Source organism: Sphingomonas sp. (assembly GCF_036402235.1).
Lineage (GTDB): Bacteria > Pseudomonadota > Alphaproteobacteria > Sphingomonadales > Sphingomonadaceae > Sphingomonas.
On record NZ_DASWTG010000076.1, the window covers coordinates 26,251 to 45,333 of the forward strand.

At 68.0% G+C, this 19,083-nt stretch carries 15 protein-coding genes; 7 read left to right on the forward strand and 8 right to left on the reverse strand.

Annotated features, from left to right (window positions below; all coding sequences use genetic code 11):
* Positions 1-9: 9 nt before the first annotated feature.
* The 6 genes from VGD28_RS15590 to VGD28_RS15615 form a co-directional block, all read right to left on the reverse strand.
* The gene (locus VGD28_RS15590; RefSeq protein ID WP_331029271.1) at positions 10-2,109 is read right to left on the reverse strand and encodes a malate synthase G; all 2,100 of its coding nucleotides are present in this window, start codon (positions 2,107-2,109) and stop codon (positions 10-12) included.
* Positions 2,110-2,452: 343 nt separating this feature from the next.
* Positions 2,453-2,905, reverse strand: a complete 453-nt coding sequence (locus VGD28_RS15595; RefSeq protein WP_331029272.1) for a MarR family winged helix-turn-helix transcriptional regulator — start codon at positions 2,903-2,905, stop codon at positions 2,453-2,455.
* Between the two features lie 85 nt (positions 2,906-2,990).
* A complete protein-coding gene (locus tag VGD28_RS15600) occupies positions 2,991-4,289 on the reverse strand; it encodes an MFS transporter (protein ID WP_331029273.1) in 1,299 nt (432 codons plus the stop codon).
* 25 nt (positions 4,290-4,314) lie between these two features.
* Complete coding sequence (locus VGD28_RS15605) at positions 4,315-5,106, reverse strand: 2-keto-4-pentenoate hydratase (protein ID WP_331029274.1); 792 nt, start codon at positions 5,104-5,106, stop codon at positions 4,315-4,317.
* 66 nt (positions 5,107-5,172) lie between these two features.
* Entirely contained in the window at positions 5,173-6,603 is a 1,431-nt protein-coding gene (locus VGD28_RS15610; protein ID WP_414714513.1) for a mannitol dehydrogenase family protein, read from the reverse strand.
* A gap of 5 nt (positions 6,604-6,608) precedes the next feature.
* On the reverse strand, positions 6,609-8,081 hold the full coding sequence (locus VGD28_RS15615) for an altronate dehydratase family protein (RefSeq protein WP_331029320.1): 1,473 nt from the start codon (positions 8,079-8,081) through the stop codon (positions 6,609-6,611).
* A gap of 74 nt (positions 8,082-8,155) precedes the next feature.
* Here VGD28_RS15615 and VGD28_RS15620 point away from each other — a divergent pair, with 74 nt between their 5' ends.
* Positions 8,156-9,175 carry a LacI family DNA-binding transcriptional regulator gene (locus VGD28_RS15620; RefSeq protein ID WP_331029276.1) on the forward strand — a complete coding sequence of 340 codons (1,020 nt, stop codon included), beginning with the start codon at positions 8,156-8,158 and terminating at the stop codon, positions 9,173-9,175.
* 37 nt (positions 9,176-9,212) lie between these two features.
* Here VGD28_RS15620 and VGD28_RS15625 read toward each other — a convergent pair whose 3' ends face one another.
* Entirely contained in the window at positions 9,213-11,003 is a 1,791-nt protein-coding gene (locus VGD28_RS15625) for an ABC transporter ATP-binding protein (RefSeq protein WP_331029277.1), read from the reverse strand.
* 387 nt (positions 11,004-11,390) lie between these two features.
* Between VGD28_RS15625 and uxaC the strand changes: the two genes are divergently transcribed.
* The 6 genes from uxaC (at position 11,391) to VGD28_RS15655 (ending at position 17,542) form a co-directional block, all read left to right on the forward strand.
* On the forward strand, positions 11,391-12,830 hold the full coding sequence (uxaC, locus tag VGD28_RS15630) for a glucuronate isomerase (RefSeq protein ID WP_331029278.1): 1,440 nt from the start codon (positions 11,391-11,393) through the stop codon (positions 12,828-12,830).
* A 26-nt stretch (positions 12,831-12,856) separates the two neighbouring features.
* Positions 12,857-13,699 (forward strand): 5-dehydro-4-deoxy-D-glucuronate isomerase, encoded by an 843-nt coding sequence (gene kduI / locus VGD28_RS15635; RefSeq protein WP_331029279.1) that lies wholly within the window; start codon positions 12,857-12,859, stop codon positions 13,697-13,699.
* A gap of 5 nt (positions 13,700-13,704) precedes the next feature.
* Positions 13,705-14,460 carry a 2-dehydro-3-deoxy-D-gluconate 5-dehydrogenase KduD gene (kduD, locus tag VGD28_RS15640; protein WP_331029280.1) on the forward strand — a complete coding sequence of 252 codons (756 nt, stop codon included), beginning with the start codon at positions 13,705-13,707 and terminating at the stop codon, positions 14,458-14,460.
* Between the two features lie 115 nt (positions 14,461-14,575).
* Positions 14,576-15,589, forward strand: a complete 1,014-nt coding sequence (locus VGD28_RS15645; protein WP_331029281.1) for a sugar kinase — start codon at positions 14,576-14,578, stop codon at positions 15,587-15,589.
* Positions 15,589-17,133, forward strand: a complete 1,545-nt coding sequence (locus VGD28_RS15650) for a carboxylesterase/lipase family protein (RefSeq protein WP_331029321.1) — start codon at positions 15,589-15,591, stop codon at positions 17,131-17,133. Before VGD28_RS15645 ends, VGD28_RS15650 begins: the two co-directional genes overlap by 1 nt.
* Before the next feature lie 109 nt (positions 17,134-17,242).
* Positions 17,243-17,542, forward strand: coding sequence for a GIY-YIG nuclease family protein (locus tag VGD28_RS15655; RefSeq protein ID WP_331029282.1), 300 nt, complete (start codon positions 17,243-17,245; stop codon positions 17,540-17,542).
* A gap of 146 nt (positions 17,543-17,688) precedes the next feature.
* Here VGD28_RS15655 and VGD28_RS15660 read toward each other — a convergent pair whose 3' ends face one another.
* Entirely contained in the window at positions 17,689-19,074 is a 1,386-nt protein-coding gene (locus VGD28_RS15660) for a DUF4861 family protein (protein WP_331029283.1), read from the reverse strand.
* Positions 19,075-19,083: the final 9 nt, after the last annotated feature.

Genomic DNA, 19,083 nt, shown 5'->3' on the forward strand with positions numbered 1-19,083 from the left:
GGGCTATTTTCAGCCCCGCGCCTTGGCCTGCGCGCGGAATTTGTGCAGCAGCGGCTCGGTATAGCCGTTGGGCTGGTCCACCCCTTCAAACACGAGCGCGCGTGCCGCCTGGAAGGCGAGGCTCGCCGCTTCGTTCCCGGCCATCGGGCGGTAGAGCGGATCGCCCGCATTCTGCGCGTCGACCTTGGCGGCCATCCGCTCGAACGCCGCATCGATATCCGCAGCGGTCGCGACACCGTGGAGCAGCCAGTTGGCCATGTGCTGCGAACTGATACGCAGCGTCGCGCGATCCTCCATCAGGCCGATATCGTGGATGTCGGGCACCTTCGAGCAGCCCACGCCCTGGTCGATCCAGCGCACGACATAGCCGAGGATGCCCTGGGCGTTGTTGTCGAGCTCGCGCGCGATCTCCTCCGGCGTCCAGTTGCGGCCCTGCGCGACCGGGATGGTCAGTAGCGGCCCGAGGCCCGGCACCGGTTCGCCCGCGATCTCCTTCTGGCGCACGAACACGTCGACCTGGTGATAGTGCATCGCGTGCAGCGTCGCCGCGGTCGGCGAAGGCACCCAGGCGGTGTTGGCGCCGCTCAGCGGGTGGCCGATCTTCGCCTCGAGCATCTCGGCCATCCGGTCGGGCGCGGCCCACATGCCCTTGCCGATCTGCGCCTTGCCCGACAGGCCATGACGCAGGCCGATGCCGACGTTGCGGTCCTCATAGGCCTTGATCCAGGCGGATGCCTTCATCTCCGCCTTGGGGATCATCGGCCCAGCACGCATCGATGTGTGGATCTCGTCGCCGGTGCGGTCGAGGAAGCCGGTGTTGATGAAGGCGATGCGGTCCTTCACCGCATGGATGCACGCGGCGAGGTTGGCGGAGGTCCGCCGCTCCTCGTCCATCACCCCGACCTTGATCGTATGGCGATCAAGGTCCAGCAAGTCCTCGACCGCGTCAAACAGGGCGTCGGTGAAGGCGCATTCCTCGGGGCCGTGCATCTTGGGCTTGACTATATAGATGCTGCCGGTGCGGCTGTTGCGGTATTTACCGAGACCAAGGAGATCGTGGAGCGCGATCGCGGAGGTGACGATCGCGTCGAGAATGCCTTCAGGGGCCTCGTCGCCCTCGATCCGCACCGCGGGCGTGGTCATCAGATGGCCGACATTGCGCACGAACAGCAGGCTGCGGCCCGGCAGCGTGAGGTCGCTCGCGAACGGGCGCTGATAGACGCGGTCGTCAGCCAGCCGGCGGGTCAGCACCTTGCCGCCCTTGTCGAACGTCTCGGTCAGGTCGCCGCGCATCAGGCCGAGCCAGTTGGCATAGGCGGCGACCTTGTCCTCCGCATCGACCGCCGCGATCGAATCCTCAAGATCGACGATCGTGGTCAGCGCCGCTTCGAGCAGCACGTCGGCGATCCCCGCCGGGTCGGTGGCACCGATCGAATGGCTGCGGTCGATCACCACTTCGATGTGCAGGCCGTTATGCCTGAACAGCAGCGATTCGCCGCGCATTCCGACAAGCTGGCCCGGGTCGGCAAGCGGCAGATCGCCGCTCGCGAAGTCCGCCCATTTCATGCCGGCCAGCGGCACTGCTTCGTCGAGAAACGCCTTGGCCGCAGCGATCACCTGCGCGCCGCGCTGCGCATCATAGCCGCCCGGCTTCGCCGTGCCGGGGAGCGCGTCGGTGCCATAGAAGGCGTCGTAAAGGCTGCCCCAGCGCGCGTTCGCCGCGTTGAGCACGAAGCGCGCGTTGAGCGCGGGCACCACCAGCTGCGGCCCGGCCATCGCCGCGATCTCGGCATCGACATTCTGCGTGCCGACGGTGAAGTCGCTCGGCTCGTCCACGAGATAGCCGAGTCCGCGCAGAAACGCCTCCTGCGCCGCCGGATCGGCCGCGCGCGCGGGATCCGCCGCACACCACGCATCGATCTGCGCCTGAAGCGAATCGCGCCGGGCGAGCAATGCGCGGTTCTCCGGCGCGAAGCGGGCAAAGATCGCGGCCGCACCGCTCCAGAACGCATCCGCCGCGATGCCCGGCGCGGGCAGCACCTGCTCCTCGATGAAACGGGCGAGCGGTTCCGCCACCGAAAGCCCGGCGCGCGTCACATAAGCGGTCATGCGAATTCCTCCTGGGTAATCTCGAGGGTCCAAACCCGCTCAGGACGTGGGCATGACAGCGGCGAAAAAGCGCTCCGGCGAGGCGGTCGCGAAGGCAGGTAGCGGGGCTACCTGACGAGCGGCCAACGACGTCCGGGGCGCTTTTTCGCCCTGCCCCTTCGGGGTGGCGATCAGCAGGCCCGTGGCTGTGTCGCGGCGGCTAGACGGGCCAACCGGCCCGCCTTCGCCCCCGCTCCTCGCCACGAACCCGCTGATCGCCATCATGCTCCACGTCCTGAGCGGGTTTGGACCCTTATCTGCCCCGGGGAGGGAGTGCCCGATTAGGCGATGTGCGGGGCCGCGATCAACCCCCCGGGCCGATCGCCGCCGCCGCGCTCTCGACCCGCTCCAGCATCGTGCGCAGTTGCGCCTGCTCGGTGTCGGAGAGGTTCTCGAAGATGCGGCGCTCGAGCTCGAGCGCCTTGGGCGCGACCTGGCGATAGAGCGCCCAGCCGTCGATGCTGAGCTCGAGCAGGTGCGAGCGCTGGTCGTCGGGATTGGGGGTGCGCGTGACCAGCCCGCGCTCATAGAGCGAGATCGCCGCGCGGCTCACCGTCACCTTGTCCATCTGGGTGCGGCCGCACAGCGCCTGCTGGCTCATCGCGCCGAACTCGGCAAGCACGGTCACCAGCCGCCATTCGGGAATGCGCAGGCCGAACAGCGCCTGATAGGCGCCGGCGATGGCGCCGGACACGCGGTTGGACGCCACCGAGAGGCGATAGGGCAGGAACGCGTCGAGCTTGAGTGTTGCCGTCATAGGACAGTGAATGCCCCGATCCTGCGCCGGGCGCAATGAGAGCATTGCTTCATTGCGCCCAAAGCGGGACTTGAGACAGAAAATATCAGGCGGCGTCGTCAACCTTCACCGGCTCCAGCCGCGGCGAGAGCAGGTGGACCACCAATAGCGCGAGGAAATAGGCACCGCCCGCGACCCAGAAGAGCGGCCAATAGACCCCCAGCCGGTCGAGGATCTCGCCCGCATAGAAGGCCATCAGGATGCCGCCGACCGCGCCGAGCGTGCCGCCGATGCCGACCACCGACCCGACCGCGCCGCGCGGGAAGAGGTCGGAGGGAAGTGCATAGAGATTGGCGGAGAAGGCCTGATGCCCCGCGGTCGCCACGCCGATCACCAGCACCGCCACCCACACGCTGGTGATCGATTCGGCGAACACCACGGGCAGGACGAGGCAGGCGCAGACGAACATCGTCAGCTTGCGTGCGTAGTTGGCCGACTTGCCCGCCTTCATCAGCCGCGACGACATCCAGCCGCCGAACACGCTGCCCACATCGGAGATGAGGTAGATCGCCGCGAGCGGCAGACCGAAGGTCAGCAGGTTGAGATCATATTGCTTGAACAGATAGCCCGGCAGCCAGAACAGGAAGAACCACCAGATCGGGTCGATGAAGAACTTGCCCAGCGAATAGGCCCAGGTCTCCTTGCGCGTCAGCACGGTGGCGTAGCCGATCGGCTTGACCGGGTCGGCGGGATCCTGCTCGATCCAGGCGAGCTCGCCCGCGCTCACCTTGGGATGCGCACGCGGCGAGCGGTACATCGCCCACCAGGCGATCAGCCACACGAAGCTGACCAGGCCGGTGACGACGAACGCCACGCGCCAGCCCCAGGCGACGACCATCAGCGGCACCACCAGCGGCGTGATGACGGCGCCGATATTCGCCCCCGCGTTGAACACGCCGATCGCGAAGGCGCGCTCCTTGGCGGGGAACCATTCGGTCACCGCCTTGATGCCCGCCGGGAAGTTGCCCGATTCGCCGATGCCGAGGCCAAAGCGTGCCATCGCGAACTGGGTCATTGAATAGGCGCCGCCATGCGCGATGTGCGCGAGCTGCCAGATGACAAAGGCGACCGCATAGCCGGCGCGCGCGCCGACCATGTCGACGAACTTGCCGAAGCCGATATAGCCGATCGCATAGGCGATCTGGAACCAGATGATGACGCCCGCGAAATCGCGCTCGGACCATTTGAGGTCCTCCATCAGCGTGGGCTTGAGCACGCCGATCATCTGGCGATCGATATAGTTGATCACCGTCGCCGCGAACAGCAGCGCCACGATCATCCAGCGGTAGCGTCCCGCATTGGCGGCGGCCGCCGTGCGGATGCCCTCAGCCTGGCTCGGGTCCATTCAGTCTCTCCTCTTACCGCCCCGGTCAGCGGGGCGTGGCTGCCTCGATCGAGCAGCTCACCTGCATGCCGTTGAAGGTCGCCGTCACCGTGGCGCCGACCGGCACCTCGTGTACACCGGTTACCGCGCCTGACGAAATCCATTGCCCCGCTTCGAGCGCGACGCCGCGCGCGGCCATGCTCTCGAACAGGAAGCGCGCTGCGCCGATCGGCCCGTCGAGCATGGTGCGTGCCGTGGCGGCGCCAGCCTGCGCGCCATCGATCAGCAGCGTGACCGGCCAGTCGACGAACTCGAGGTTCCGCCAGTCCGCGATCGCCTCGCCGATCACCAGCCCGTAATTGTTGCCGAAATCCGAGATGGTGACGAGCGGCCCGAGCGCGTTGATCCCCGGAAAGGGCGAGCTGGCGACCTCGATACCGACATGCACCGCGTCGATCAGCTCCGCGGCCTCTTCCATCGTGTAGCCGGTCTTGGCCGGATCGGGCGCGCGGGCGATGCGCAGCAGGAATTCGGCCTCGCCCGCGGCGAAGCCGTCGGCGAACACCGGCATCGCCGGACTCTCGCCGACGCCGTCGCGCACGCTGTCCGCGAAGATCGGGCCGGCGAGGCGGTTGGTGCCGAGCTGGCCGTCGAGCGGCGGATTGATCCGGCCGACCTTCCAGCCCGCGACCCGGCCGCCGGTCAGCGCGCGCGCGCGATCCTGGATCGCATAGGCGTCGTCCAGCGAAGCGGGCGGCGTGCCGGGATAATCGGGCAACCCGGTTGCCGTGCGGCGCGCCGTGACGAAGGCCTGCGCGATCGCGTCCAAACTACTCATCCACCCCTCACATCGTTCTCGATGCGACGGGGTAGTGGAAACCGGTGTCAGTGACAAGAGGCGCAATCAGCGCGCGAGCAGCGCCCCCACGCGCCCCTCCGCAAGCGCGCGAACCGCACCCGCCACGGCGGCGCGGAACCCGGCATGACCGGCGATCTCGGGACGGAACACCGATTCGAACGCCAGCAGCCGCCCGGCGAGCTGATCGGGCGACGTACCCGCCGCGGCGTCGGCCAGCTGGCCGGCGAGCGGATCGGTGATCTTCTCGCCAGCAGCGGCGCGGCGCGCGACGAAGTGCATCCACGCGGCCACCGGCACCGCGAGGCGGTCGACCGGACGCCCCGACCGGATTGCCGCCGCGGTCGTGTCCAAAAGGCGATAGGGAAGCTTCTGCGAGCCGTCCCAGGCGATCTGCGAGAGCAGATGGCGGATCGCGGGGTTGCGGAAGCGGGTGAGCACGGCCTGGGTATAGGCGGCGTGATCGAGGCCCGCGACGGGATCGAGCACGGGCACGATGTCCTGCAACGCCAGCCGCTCGGCGAAGGCCGCGAGCGCCGGCTCGCCCATCGCGTCGGCAACCGTTTCCAGCCCCATGGCAAGGCCGAGATAGGCGAGGCTGGAGTGCAGGCCGTTGAGGATGCGCAACTTGGCGCGCTCATAGCCGCCGACATCGCTGGTCAGCGTCGCGCCCGCCCCGGCTAGATCCGGCCCGTCTGCCAGCGTGTACGGCCCGATCACCCATTGGGTGAAGGCCTCGCGCTGCACGGTCGCGCGATCCTCGACGCCGAGCTCGGCGGCGACCTTGGCGTAGAGCGCGTCGTCGCTGGCGGGCGTGATCGAATCGACCATCGTGTCAGGGAAGGCCGCGGTGCCGGCGATCCACTTCGCCAGATCGGGATCGCGCTGGGCGGCCAGCGCGATCGTCGCCGCGCGCAGCTTGCCGCCATTGCCCGAGAGGTTGTCGCAACACAGCACCATGAACGGGGCGGCGCCCGCCGCGCGCCGCGCCGCGAGGCCCTGCACCAGCCAGCCGACGAAGCTGCGCGGCTCGCCGCCCTGCAAGTCGGCGACGATATCGGGATGGCTCATGTCGAGCGTGCCGTCGCCGGCCAGGCAATAGCCCTTCTCGGTCACGGTCGAGGTGACGATGCGCACCTGCGGGTTCGCCAGCAGCGCGGCGACCTGCGCGCCGCCACCCGGCCCGATCCATGTCCGGTGCGCGCCGATCACGCGCATCGACGGCTCGCGATCGAGCACCGCGAGCGTGTAGAGCCCGTCCTGCGCGGCGAGCGCCTCGACCGTGCCGCCCGAGCGCAACGAGACCGCGGCGATGCCCCAGCGCGGATCCTCCGCCAGCACGCTGTCGAAATAGCTCGCCTGATGCGCGCGGTGGAACGCGCCCGGGCCGAAATGGACCACGCCGGTCGCGACCCTCGCAGGATCATAGGCAGGCTTCGCGATCGCTCCGGGCAGTCCCCCAAGCGTCTCCAGCGACAATCGGCTCAAAGCGTCACACCCCGTTTCCAGATGGCAATCTCGCGCTCGCCATTGCGTTCGGCGGCGGCTTGCTCGCCCGATGCGATCGCGGCGATGCGGGCGAGCAGGGCATCGGCGGCGACGTCCATGCCCTCGGTCAGCACCTGCCCCGCGTCGAAGTCGATCCAGCCCGGCTTGCGCGCGGCGAGGTCCGAGTTGGACGCGATCTTGAGCGTCGGCGCCGGGAAGCCCAGCGGCGTGCCGCGGCCGGTGGTGAACAGGATCACCGTCGCCCCCGCCGCCGACAGCGCGGTCGAGGAGACCGCATCATTGCCCGGCGCCTCGAGCAAAGTAAGCCCCTTGCGCTTCACCTGGCGGCCATAGTCGATCACATCGGTGACGATCGCCTGCCCGCCCTTCTGCACCGCGCCGAGGCTCTTTTCCTCCAGCGTGGTGATGCCGCCGGCGATGTTGCCGGGCGACGGGTTCTCCGACACCGGCTCGCCATGGTCGAGGAAATAGCGCTTGAAGCGGTTCACCAGCGCGCCGATCGCGTCGAACGTATCGGCGTCGGCGGCGCGCGCCATCAGCAACTGCTCGGCGCCGAAGATCTCGGGCAGCTCGGTCAGGATCGCGGTGCCGCCGGCATCGGTCACGCAATCGGCCATGCGGCCGACCAGCGGATTGGCGGTGAGGCCGGACAGGCCGTCCGAGCCGCCGCACTTCAATCCGATCACCAGCCGGTCGAGGCCCATCTCCTCGCGCTGTGCGGTCGCAGCCAGCTCGGCCAGCTCGAGCACCTTTTCGACACCCTCGGCGATCTCGTCCGATGCGGCCTGCGCGCCGACGGTGCGGACGCGCGACCGCGTTTCCTGGGGCAACGTTTCGAGCAGCGCCGAAAGCTGGTTCGATTCGCAGCCGAGGCCGACCAGCAGCACGCCGCCCGCATTGGGGTGCTGCGCCAGCGCCGAGAGGATGTTGCGCGTACCGTCGAGATCGTCGCTGAGCTGCGAGCAGCCGAAGGGATGCGCGAAGGCGTGGACGCCGTCGACGCCGGGAGGCAGCGACGCCTCGGCCTTCGCCGCGATCTTCTGTGCGGTGCGGCCGACGCAGCCGACCGTGGGCAGCACCCAGATCTCGTTGCGAGTCCCCGCCCGGCCGTCGGCGCGCGGATAGCCGCGCCATGTGATGGCCGACGCCGCCGTCTGTGCGCGCTCGGCCCCCGCCCCGCCGCCATAGACCGCCTCGCCCGCCAGCGCGGTCGCGACATTATGGACATGGACATGGTCGCCTGGGGCGATCGCCGCGGTCGCCTTGCCGATCGGGAAGCCGAACTTGAGCACCGGATCGCCCGGCGCATGCGCCACCAGCGCGAATTTATGCGCGCGCGGGATTTCGGCGTTGAGGGTCACGCCAAGCACCACCTCGCCCGCGGCGAGATCGCGTAGCGCGGTGGCGACGCTATCGGCGCCATGGATCTGGAGAGCAGCAGGATTCATCATACGACTACCGGTGTCACTACGCCCTTGCGCCCCGATTGGCTAGGGGCCGGATGCGCGCTATGCACTCGCATATGAAGAAAAGCGCGCAGGCGACGATCAACGATGTAGCGCGACTGGCGGGGGTATCCAAGAAGACCGTCAGCCGCGTGATCAACCGCTCCCCCCTTCTCAACGAGGAGACGCGCGAGCGGGTGGAGAAGGTGATCGCCGAGATCGGCTATGTCCCCAACCCACAGGCGCGCGCGCTGGCGCTGCGCCGCAACTTCCTGATCGGGCTGATCCACGACAACCCCAACCCGCACATGGTGCTCAACGTCCAGCAGGGCCTGCTGGAGGTGCTGCGCGACACCGAGTTCGAGCTGATCGTCCATCCGGTCGACCGCGGGTCGGCGACGATGCTCGACGAGATCCGCCGCTTCCTCGAGCGACAGCGCCCCTATGGCGTGATGATCCTGCCGCCGATCAGCGAGAATGATTCGCTCGCCGCGCTGTGCCAGGAGATCGGCGCGCGCTACGTGCGCATGGGCTCCGCCTCGTTCGACGATGCCGAGCATATGGTCGCGTCGAACGACCGCGAGGTGGTGCGCGGCGCGGTCGCGCATCTGATCGAGAACGGGCACAAGCGCATCGGCCTCGTCCTCGGCCCGCACGGCTTCCGCTCGGCATTCGAGCGCAGCCAGGGCTATGAGGCTGCGCTGGACGATGCCGACATCCCGATCCAGCGCACCCTGATCGCGCAAGGCGACTATACGTTCGAATCAGGGATGCGCGCCGCCGAGCGCCTGCTCGACCTGTCGCCGCGCCCGACCGCGGTGTTCTGCTCGAACGACGCGATGGCCGCGGGCGTGCTGCACACCGCGCGCCAGCGCGGGCTCGACGTGCCGCGCGACCTCTCCATCGTCGGCTTCGACGACACCTCGATCGCCTCCTATCTGTGGCCGCCACTCACCACGGTGCGCTGGCCGATCGCGACGATGGCGCGCGCCGCGGCGCTGAAGCTGATCGGCGACGGCGAGGACGAGGAGAGCGGGGAATCGCTGTTCGTCTCGACGCTGATCCGCCGGGCTTCGGTGGCGCCGCCGGGGGAGTGACGAACACCACACGTCAGGCGCCCAAACCGGCACTCGCCTAATCGGTGAGTGCCGGCTCGTCGTCCACGATATTGCCCGACTGCCGGTCGAACAGCCGGCGATACCGGCCGTCCGGATCGGCGAGCAGCGTATCGTGATCGCCGTCCTCGACGATCCGGCCCTGATCGAACACCAGGATGCGGTCGAGCGTGCGCACGGTCGACAGCCGGTGCGCGATGACGATCGCGGTGCGGCCCTTCATCAGCCGGTCCATCGCCTGCTGGATCAGCGCCTCGCTCTCCGAATCGAGGCTCGAGGTCGCCTCGTCGAGGATCAGGATCGGCGCATCGGCCAGGAAAGCGCGGGCAAGCGCCACGCGCTGGCGCTCGCCGCCCGAGAGCTTGACCCCGCGCTCGCCCACCAGCGTCGCATAGCCGCGCGGCAGCCTCGCGATGAAGTCGTGCGCATTGGCCAGCCGCGCCGCCGCCTCGACTTCCGCCCGGCTCACCCCGGGACGGGCATAGGCGATGTTGTCGGCGAGGCTGCGGTGGAACAGGATCGGCTCCTGCTGGACGATCGCGATCTGCGCGCGCAGCGACTGCTGGGTCGCGTGCGACACGTCCTGCCCGTCGATCGTCACCCGGCCCTGGTTCACATCGTAGAGACGCTGGATCAGCTTGACGAAAGTCGTCTTGCCCGAACCCGAATGACCGACCAGGCCGACGCGCTCGCCGCCGCGGATGACAAGGTCGAGATGCTCGTAGAGCGGCGTCTCGTGCCCGCCATAGCGGAAGGTGACGTCGTCGAAGCGCACCTCGCCCGCGGCGATGCGGATCGGCTCCGCGCCCGCCCGGTCCTCGATCCCCAGCGGCTGGTCATGCAGGTCGACCAGCTCCTCCATCTCGTTCACCGCGCGCTGCATGTGATGGATGTGGAAGCCGACATCGATCAGATAGCCGTGCACGACGAAATAGCTCGCGAGCACGAAGGTGACGTCGCCCGGGCTCGCCGCGCCCCGCCACCATAGCCACAAGGCCGTGCCGGTGATCGCGCTGCGGATCGCCCACAGCACCGCGATCTGCGCGCTGCCCGACCAGGTGTAGCGCATCCAGGTGCGCCGCGTGCGCCTGGCCCATTTGGCGAGCAACGCGCCGACGCGGGCTTCCTCGCGCAGCTCCGCGCCGAACGCCTTGACCACCGCGTTCGAGCCGATGGCGTCGGAAAGCAGGCCGCCGAGCCTGGTATCCCAGGCGTTGGACAAGGTCGCGGCGGGCGAGGCCCAGCGCGTCGCCAGCACCACCGTCATCGCCACATAGGCGGCGGCGCCCACGGCCATCACGATCCCCAGCACCGGCCAGTGCCAGCCGAGCAGCGCCATCGTGCCGATCAGCACCGCGAGCGAGGGCAGCAGCTGGAGCAGCAGCACGTCGTTCAGCGTATCGAACGCCCACATGCCACGCGTGATCTTGCGCACTGTCGAGCCGGCGAAGCTGTTGGCGTGCCAGTCGGTCGAGAAGCGCTGCACGCGGTGAAAGCCGTCCTGCGTCACGTCACGCATCATGCGCAGCGTGAACGGGACGACGCCGGCCCAGGCGAAGTGGCGCAACGCCACCATGGCGAGGCCGAGCGCCGCCATCGCCGCGAACAGCGACAGCGCCTGGCTGCGCAGGTCGGCGGCGAGTGCATCGATCAGCCGGCCGGCGAACAGCGGCAAGAAGATCTCCGTCACCGTCGCGGCGGTGATGAACAGGGCGATACAGGCCGCGCGCCCGCGCTGCCGCGCCCAGTGGCGGAAGGCGAAGCGCAGGACGCGACGGATCGAATCCGGGCGGTCAGTCTCTTGAGTCATGTCGTGAACCGGCGCCGGGGCGCCGTCTCCAATGCGATGTCAATTTGGGGCGATGCGGGCGGGAACCCGGATCAGGGCGGCTTCAGGACCTAGTGGCGGAAGCGCCCGATGGTGCGGAACGCACCGGAAGGGCGTGCGATGGTATCTGACATGTACGCCCTCCTTTCCTCGCGTTGGAACGGGGCCGTGATGTAACGACATCCACGATCGCTTGCAAGCCGATCGCCGCGCTTCATCCCCCTCCCTTTCGGGGCAGGGAATGTGCTAGCGGCTACGCGAGCGTGCACCGGATTCGCCATGCGGGGCCGGCCTGCCGAGACTTTGGTTGAAATGTAATCTGACACCGGTTACCGGGTTCGGACCCGTCATGTGAGAGGAAATGTGAAAGTGCGTCCCCTGGCACTCGATCCCGACCGGCTGTTCCCCGCCGATCCCACCACCCGCGGCATTGCGCGTGACCTCTACAAGGAGATCGCCGGCCTGCCGATCGTGTCGCCCCACGGCCATACCGATCCGGCATGGTTCGCGACCGATGACGCGTGGGAGAACGCGACCGAGCTGTTCCTCGCGCCCGACCACTATGTCTTCCGCATGCTCTACAGCCAGGGCGTCGACCTCGACGCGCTGCGCGTGCCACGGCTCGACGGGGTGCCGGCGACCGATCCGCGCGCGGCGTGGCTACTGTTCGCGAGCAACTATCACCTGTTCCGCGGCACGCCTTCGCGCATGTGGCTCGACCATGTCTTTGCCGAGGTGTTCGGCATCGACCGGCTGCTCGATGCCTCGACCGCCGATCATTATTACGACACGATCAACGCCGCGCTGGCGACTCCGGGCTATCGCCCGCGCGCGCTGTTCGAGCGGTTCCGCATCGACTTCCTGGCCACGACCGAGGGCGCCGACGATCCGCTCGAGCATCATGCCGCGATCCGCAAGTCGGGCTGGGGCGGCCGGGTCGTCACCACCTATCGCCCGGATTCGGTGATCGACGTCGAGCATGAGGCGTTCAAGGGCGCGCTCGAGGCGTTCGCCAACCTGACCGGCGAGGACGTGCACAGCTGGCAGGGCTATCTCGCCGCGCACCGCAAGCGCCGCGCCGATTTCCGCGTGGCGGGCGCTACCGCCACCGACCATGGCTTCGCGACCGCGCAGACCGCCAACCTCTCTCCGCAAGAGAGCGAGGCGCTGTTCGGGCGCATCATCTCCGGCAAGTGGGACGCGGCGGACGCCGAGCTCTTCCGCGCGCAGATGCTCACCGAGATGGCGAAAATGAGCGTCGAGGATGGCATGACGATGCAGATCCATCCAGGCGCGTGCCGCAACCACAATGCCAGGCTGTTCGCGAGCCACGGCCGCGACAAGGGCGCGGACATCCCGACTCGCACCGATTATGTCCAGGCGTTGAAGCCGATGCTCGACGTGGTCGGCAACGAGCCGGACCTGACGGTGATCCTCTTCACCCTGGACGAGAGCACGTACGCGCGGGAACTGGCCCCCTTGGCCGGGCATTATCCGTGCCTGCGGCTCGGGCCGAGCTGGTGGTTCCACGATTCGCCGGAGGGCATGCGCCGCTTCCGCGAGATGACCACCGAGACGGCAGGCTTCTACAACACCGTCGGCTTCAACGACGACACGCGCGCCTTCTTCTCGATCCCGGCGCGCCACGATGTCGCGCGCCGCGTCGACTGCGCGTTCCTCGCCCGCCTCGTCGCCGAGGGGCGGATGCAGGACTGGGAGGCCGCCGAACTCGCCTATGAGCTGACCAACGGCCTCGTCCGCAAGGCCTATAAGCTCGACGAAACCCTTCCCGTGGCCGAAGCGGCCTGAACCCTATTTCATCCGGAGCTACATTGATGTTCGACCGCACCTATTACGCCACCCACCCCGACATGATGGAGTGCGTCTCCAACGAGGAGCTGCGGGACCGCTACCTGATCCAGGGCCTGTTCCGTGAGGGCGAGGTCGTGCTCAACTACACCCATGCCGACCGCTTCGTGATCGGCGGCGTGGCGGTGGACGGCGCCCCCGTCAAGCTCCCCGCACAGGAAGAGCCGGCCTCGGCCAAGGGCCACCCCTTCCTCGAGCGCCGCGAGATGGCGGTGGTCAATGTGGGCAGCGTCGAGGGCACGATCACGGTCGACGGCGAGAGCTTCACGCTCGGCAACAAGGACTGCCTCTACGTCACCATGGGCGCGAAGGACGTCGAGTTCTCCGGCCAGGGCGCGCGCTTCTACATCGCCTCGTGCCCGGCGCATAAGGGCTTCACCACGCGCAAGCTCGGCATCGCCGACGCCAATGCTCTGGAGCGCGGCAGCCTCGCCGAATCGAACGAGCGCACCATCTTCCAGCTCGTCATCCCCGGCGTGTGCGACAGCGCGCAGCTGGTGATGGGCCTGACGGTGCTCAAGCCCGGCAGCGTGTGGAACACCATGCCCCCGCACATCCATGAGCGCCGCAGCGAGATCTATTTCTACTTCGAGCTCGACAACACCGACACCGATCGCGTGATGCACTTCATGGGCGAGGGCGAGGCGACCCGCCACATCGTGATGCAGAATGAGGAAGCGGTGATCAGCCCGCCCTGGTCGATCCATATGGGCGCGGGCACCAAGGCCTATGCCTTCATCTGGGCGATGGCCGGCGAGAACCAGGACTATACCGACATGAACGTCCTCGACATCTGCCAGCTGGCGTAAGCGATATGACCAACCCCTTCGATCTCAGCGGCAAGGTTGCCGTCGTCACGGGCGCCAACACCGGCATCGGCCAGGGCATCGCTCTGGCCCTTGCCGCGGCGGGCGCGGACATCGCCGCGGTCGGCCGCTCGGCTGCGACCGAGACGGTCGAAAAGGTCCGCGCGCTCGGCCGCAAGGCTGAGATCGTCAGCGCCGATCTCTCAACGATCGAGCCTGTGCAGAGAGTTGTGGATGAGACTGTGGAAAGGCTCGGCGGGCTTCACATCCTCGTCAACAATGCCGGCATCATCCGTCGCGCCGACTCGGTCGACTTCACCGAGGAGGACTGGGACGCGGTGATGGACACCAATTTGAAGTCGGTGTTCTTCCTGTGCCAGGCGGCGGCGCGCCACATGATCCCGAATGGCGGCGGCAAGATCATCAACATCGCCTCGATGCTGACCTTCCAGGGCGGCATCCGCGTGCCGAGCTACACCGCGTCGAAGAGCGGCGTCGGCGGCCTCACCAAGCTGCTGGCGAACGAATGGGCGAGCAAGGGCATCACCGTCAACGCCATCGCGCCGGGCTATATCGCGACCAACAACACCGATGCGTTGCAAAAGGACGAGACGCGCAATCGCCAGATCATGGAGCGCATCCCCGCGGGCCGCTGGGGCGACCCTGCGGATCTGGGCGGCGCGGCGGTTTTCCTCGCGTCGCGCGCATCCGACTATGTGCAGGGCCATATCCTCGCGGTAGACGGCGGCTGGCTGGCGCGCTGAGCGCCGATCCAAAATCCGTTCGCCCTGAGCTTGTCGAAGGGCCGCTCTTCTTCCTAGAGCGTCCAAGGAAAGAGCAGGGCTTCGACAAGCTCAGCCCGAACGGGGAAAGTTACGAATGACCAACGGCCGCATCGTCTGTTTCGGGGAATTGCTGCTCCGCCTGACCGCTCCGGGGCGCGAGCTGCTGATGCAGACGCCCCGGCTCGACGTGGTCGTGGGCGGCGCGGAGGCCAATGTCGGCATCGGCCTGGCCAATCTCGGCCATCAGGTGTCGATGGTCAGCGCGGTCCCCGACAATGCGCTGGGCCGAGCCGCGGTGCAGTTCGTGCGCTCGCAGGGCGCCGACACGAGCGGCGTGCAATATCGCGACGGTCGGATGGGCCTCTATTTCCTGACCCAAGGCGCGGGCCTGCGCGCGTCGGACATCGTCTATGATCGCGCGGATTCGGCCTTCGCCAAGGCCCCGGCCGATGCGTTCGACTGGAAGATTTTGCTCGACGGCGCGGCGATGCTGCACCTGTCGGGCATCACCCCTGCCCTCGGGCCTGCGACCGCGCAGGCCGCGCTTCAGGCCGCGCGGGCCGCGAAGGAGCTCGGCGTCGCGATCAGCTTCGACGGCAATTACCGCGCGCGGTTGTGGGAAGCATGGGACAGCGATCCGCGCGCCGTCCTCACCGAGCTGGTGAGCCTCGCCGACACGATGTTCGGCAACCATCGCGACGTCTCGCTGCTGCTCGGCAAGAGCTTCTCGGGCGACGGCGCCGACCGCCGCCGCGAGGCCGCCGAGGCCGCCTTCGCCGCCTTCCCCAACTTGAAGCGCATCGCCTCGACCGCGCGCCATGTCGACGATGCCGACCGCCACCGCATCGCCGCGCGCGTCGACACGCCCGAGCGCGGCTACCAGACCGAGGAAGTCGTGGTCGCAGGGATCATCGACCGGATCGGCGGCGGCGACGCCTATGCCGCGGGTATCCTGCACGGCGTGCTGTCGGGTCAGGAGCTTGAGGCGACCGTCGCCTCGGGCCTAGCGCTCACCTGCCTCAAGCATTCGCTGCCGGGCGATGCCAGCCTGTTCCGCCAGGCCGATATCGACGCCTTCCTCGAAGGCGGACTGGACGTCCGCCGGTGATGCACCGGCGGACGCTGCTGGGGGCCGGGGCCGTGCTGAGCGCCCTGCCCTCCAGCGCCTTCGCCCAGAGCGATCCGGTGGCGATCGGCAAGTCCGGCCGCTGGCGGGGCAAGCGCGACGGCAGCGTCCACGCCTTTCTCGGCATCCGCTACGGCAGGGACACCAGCCGCGCGCGCTTCCGGCCAGCGACCGCGCCCGAAGCATCCCGCGACGCGCTGACCGCTACCGAGTTCGCCGCGAGCTGCCCGCAATCGAGCCGCATCGCCAACCAGCGTGAGGACTGCCTGTTCCTCAACGTCTGGACACCCGAGGCGAACGCGAAGGCGCGCCGTCCGGTGATGGTCTACTTCCACGGCGGCGCTTACTCGAACGGCACGGTGATCGAGCCGCAGGTGTTCGGGAGCATGCTGGCGGAGAAAGGCGATGTCGTCGTCGTCACTGTCAACCACCGCCTCAATGCGCTCGGCTATCTTTATCTCGCCCGGCTCGACCCGCGCTTCCCGGACAGCGGCAATAACGGCCAGCTCGACCTGATCCTCGCGCTGCAATGGGTGCGCGACAATATCGCAGGGTTCGGCGGCGACCCGAACCGCGTGATGCTGTTCGGCCAGTCGGGCGGCGGCGCCAAGATCGCGACGCTGATGGGCATGCCCGCGGCCAAGGGCCTGTTCCACCGCGCCGCAACCATGTCCGGCCAGCAGGTGACGGCGAGCGGACCGCTCAACGCCACCCGCCGTGCGCAGGCACTGCTCGAGCGGCTCAAGGCGAAACCCGGCGACCTCACCGACATGCCCGTCGAGAAGCTGATCGAGGGCCTGCGCGCCGAGGATCCGATCCTCGGCGGCGGGGTCTATATGGGGCCGGTGCTCGACATGAAGTGGCTGACCCGCCACCCCTTCTGGCCCGACGCCAACCCGCTGGGGAATGGCATTCCGCTGATCCTCGGCAATACGCGCGACGAGACCCGCGCCTTCGACGATCCCAAGTCGGAGGTCGTGCGCACGCTCGACTGGGCCAACCTGGCCGAGCGCATCGCACCCCGTTTGCGCATCGACGCACATCCCGAATGGGTTGTCGCCGAATATCGCAAGCAGTTCCCGGCATGGTCGCCGACCGAAATCTTCTATGCCGCCACCACCGCCGGCCGCAGCTGGCGCGGACAGGTGATCGAGGCGGAGGAGCGCGCGAAGGCCGGCGTCCCCGCCTGGGTCTATCAGCTCGACTTCACCTCGCCGGTCGAACCCGAGCGCGGCGCGGCGCACACCCACGACATCCCGCTGGTGTTCGGCACGATCGGCGCGGAAGGCACGGTCTCCGGCACTGGCCCGGCGACGCAGGCAGCCTCCGCGACGATGATGCGCGCCTTCGTCAACCTCGCGGCGAAGGGCGACCCCAATAGCGCGGGTGTGCCGTCATGGCCGAAGCACACGCTGCCGCAGCGGCAGACGATGCTGATAGACGCGAAGAGCCGGGTGGTGAACGACCCCCGCAAATGGCAGCGCGAACTGTTCGCGCGGATACCGTACATCCAGCCGGGGACTTGAGGGAAGACAGTTGGATCCCGGCTCAAAGCCGGGATGACGATGTAACGAAACCCCCTTTCCCGTCGCCCCGGGCTTGACCCGGGGCCCCGCTTCTTCTCACGCTCCGCAGATGGAGCGCGAGCGACGAGGCGGCTGGGTTTACATCATGGCCAACCGCTATCGCGGGACGATGTATGTCGGGGTGACAGCGCATCTCGCGCAGCGCGTTCACCAGCATCGCGCAGGCATCGGATCAGATTTCTGTGCGCAGCATGGCCTCACCCGCCTCGTCTGGGCGGAGTTCGGCGACGACATCACCGCTTGCATCGCGCATGAAAAGCGCGTGAAGCGCTGGCGGCGCGAGTGGAAGTTCGCCTTGATCGAACGCGCCAGTCCGGAGTGGCGCGGTCTGTTCGATCACCTGGCCTGAAAGAAGCTGGGCCCCGGCTCGAGGCCGGGGCGACGATAGGAGTGGATTCCAAACACTGGCAATGTTGGATTTCGCTTGCTCTACCCTGTCGGATGCGGGCTCGCTTCTACCCCACCCACGCCCTTCGCGCGCCGCGGCCCTTCGCGCTAGTCCCGCGCCTGCACCTCAAACCCCGCCAGCCGCGCGGGCGAATTATACTCCTTCGCCACGCCGATCACATAATCGCGGAACTCGGCGGCAGTCTTGAGCACCTCGCCCTCGCTCCATCCGGCGGCGATCATATACTCGTACCTGCCGTCCGCACGCTCGGGGAAGCGGAAGACCTCGTTGCCCTGCTGCTGCGCGACCGACACATGCTTGGCGCCATAGCTGTCCTTCACCACCAGCGCGGACCCTGCATAGGCGACCGTGAGCGCATTCTGCGTCGAATCCGTGTCGTCGGGGTTGCGGATAGCCTCCGGCGCGGTGGTCACCACCACGCTGCCCTGGCGATAGCCCAAAGTCTCGCCCGCCTTCTTGCGGATGCCGGCGGCGAACTCGACGCCCTTCGCCCCTGGCCTCCACTCGCTGAACCGCACCTTCGCCGTCGCGTAATTGTGGCCCGCATAGGCGGTGTAGACCTGCTCGAGCGCGTAGCTGCCCTTGCCGGTGCTCCAGTTCATCGTCTTCACACGCACCATCGCACGCAGCGGGCCGTTGACGATCACCTCGAACGCGTAGCGCGTGTCCTTGAGCTGGCTGGTGTTCCACCTCTCCGCCGCATCGGCATATGGCGAGAAGCGAGGGCGCGAGACATGGTCGCTGCCCGGCGTCTCGAACAGCCCGATCCCGCCACCGCCGAAGCTGTCGTCGACCGACATGATGTCCGAGCCATAAGCCGGATCAATGTACGACACCGCATAGCCGTCCCAATTGTTCGACAGGATCTGCGGCGCGATCAGGATGTTCTTCCGCTTGCCATAGACGTCGGCGCTGTCAGGGAACCACAGCTTCCACCCGACATTGCCCGATTCCCAGAAGGGCACCATGTGCCGCGAATAGTTGCCGATCGCCGCCGCCGCGCCGTGCGGGTTCCAGCCGCGCTGGTGGAAGCCGAGATAGAGATAATAGGTGCGCGTCTCGCGCGGCTTGAGGTCAGCCTGGAAGAACAGCTCGTCCCACACGCCGTCCTTGTCGAGATCGTCCATCTGCAGGTCGAGCTGGCGGCCGTTTCTTTCCTCGCGAATCCCGTGCGGCCCCATCACGGCGAGCTGCTCCCTGGTCGGCACCGGGCGCGGGATGCCCCCGGGATCGACCAGCGTCACCGTCAGCTCGTGCATCCCGGCCAGCTCGGGAATCTGCGCCGGCGTGATGACCACCGGCGTCGCGCGCACCGGCTGGTCGAGATCGTTGGCGATGCGGATCGCGATGCGGCGGACCGGCTTGAAGTCCTCGCGGACATACCAGGGATCGCTGGACCGGGCGGCTTCTGCCTGGGCTGGAAGGGCGCCGGCCAGTGCCAGCAACGATACGCAAACGACCCGCCCGGGCATGCCACCTCC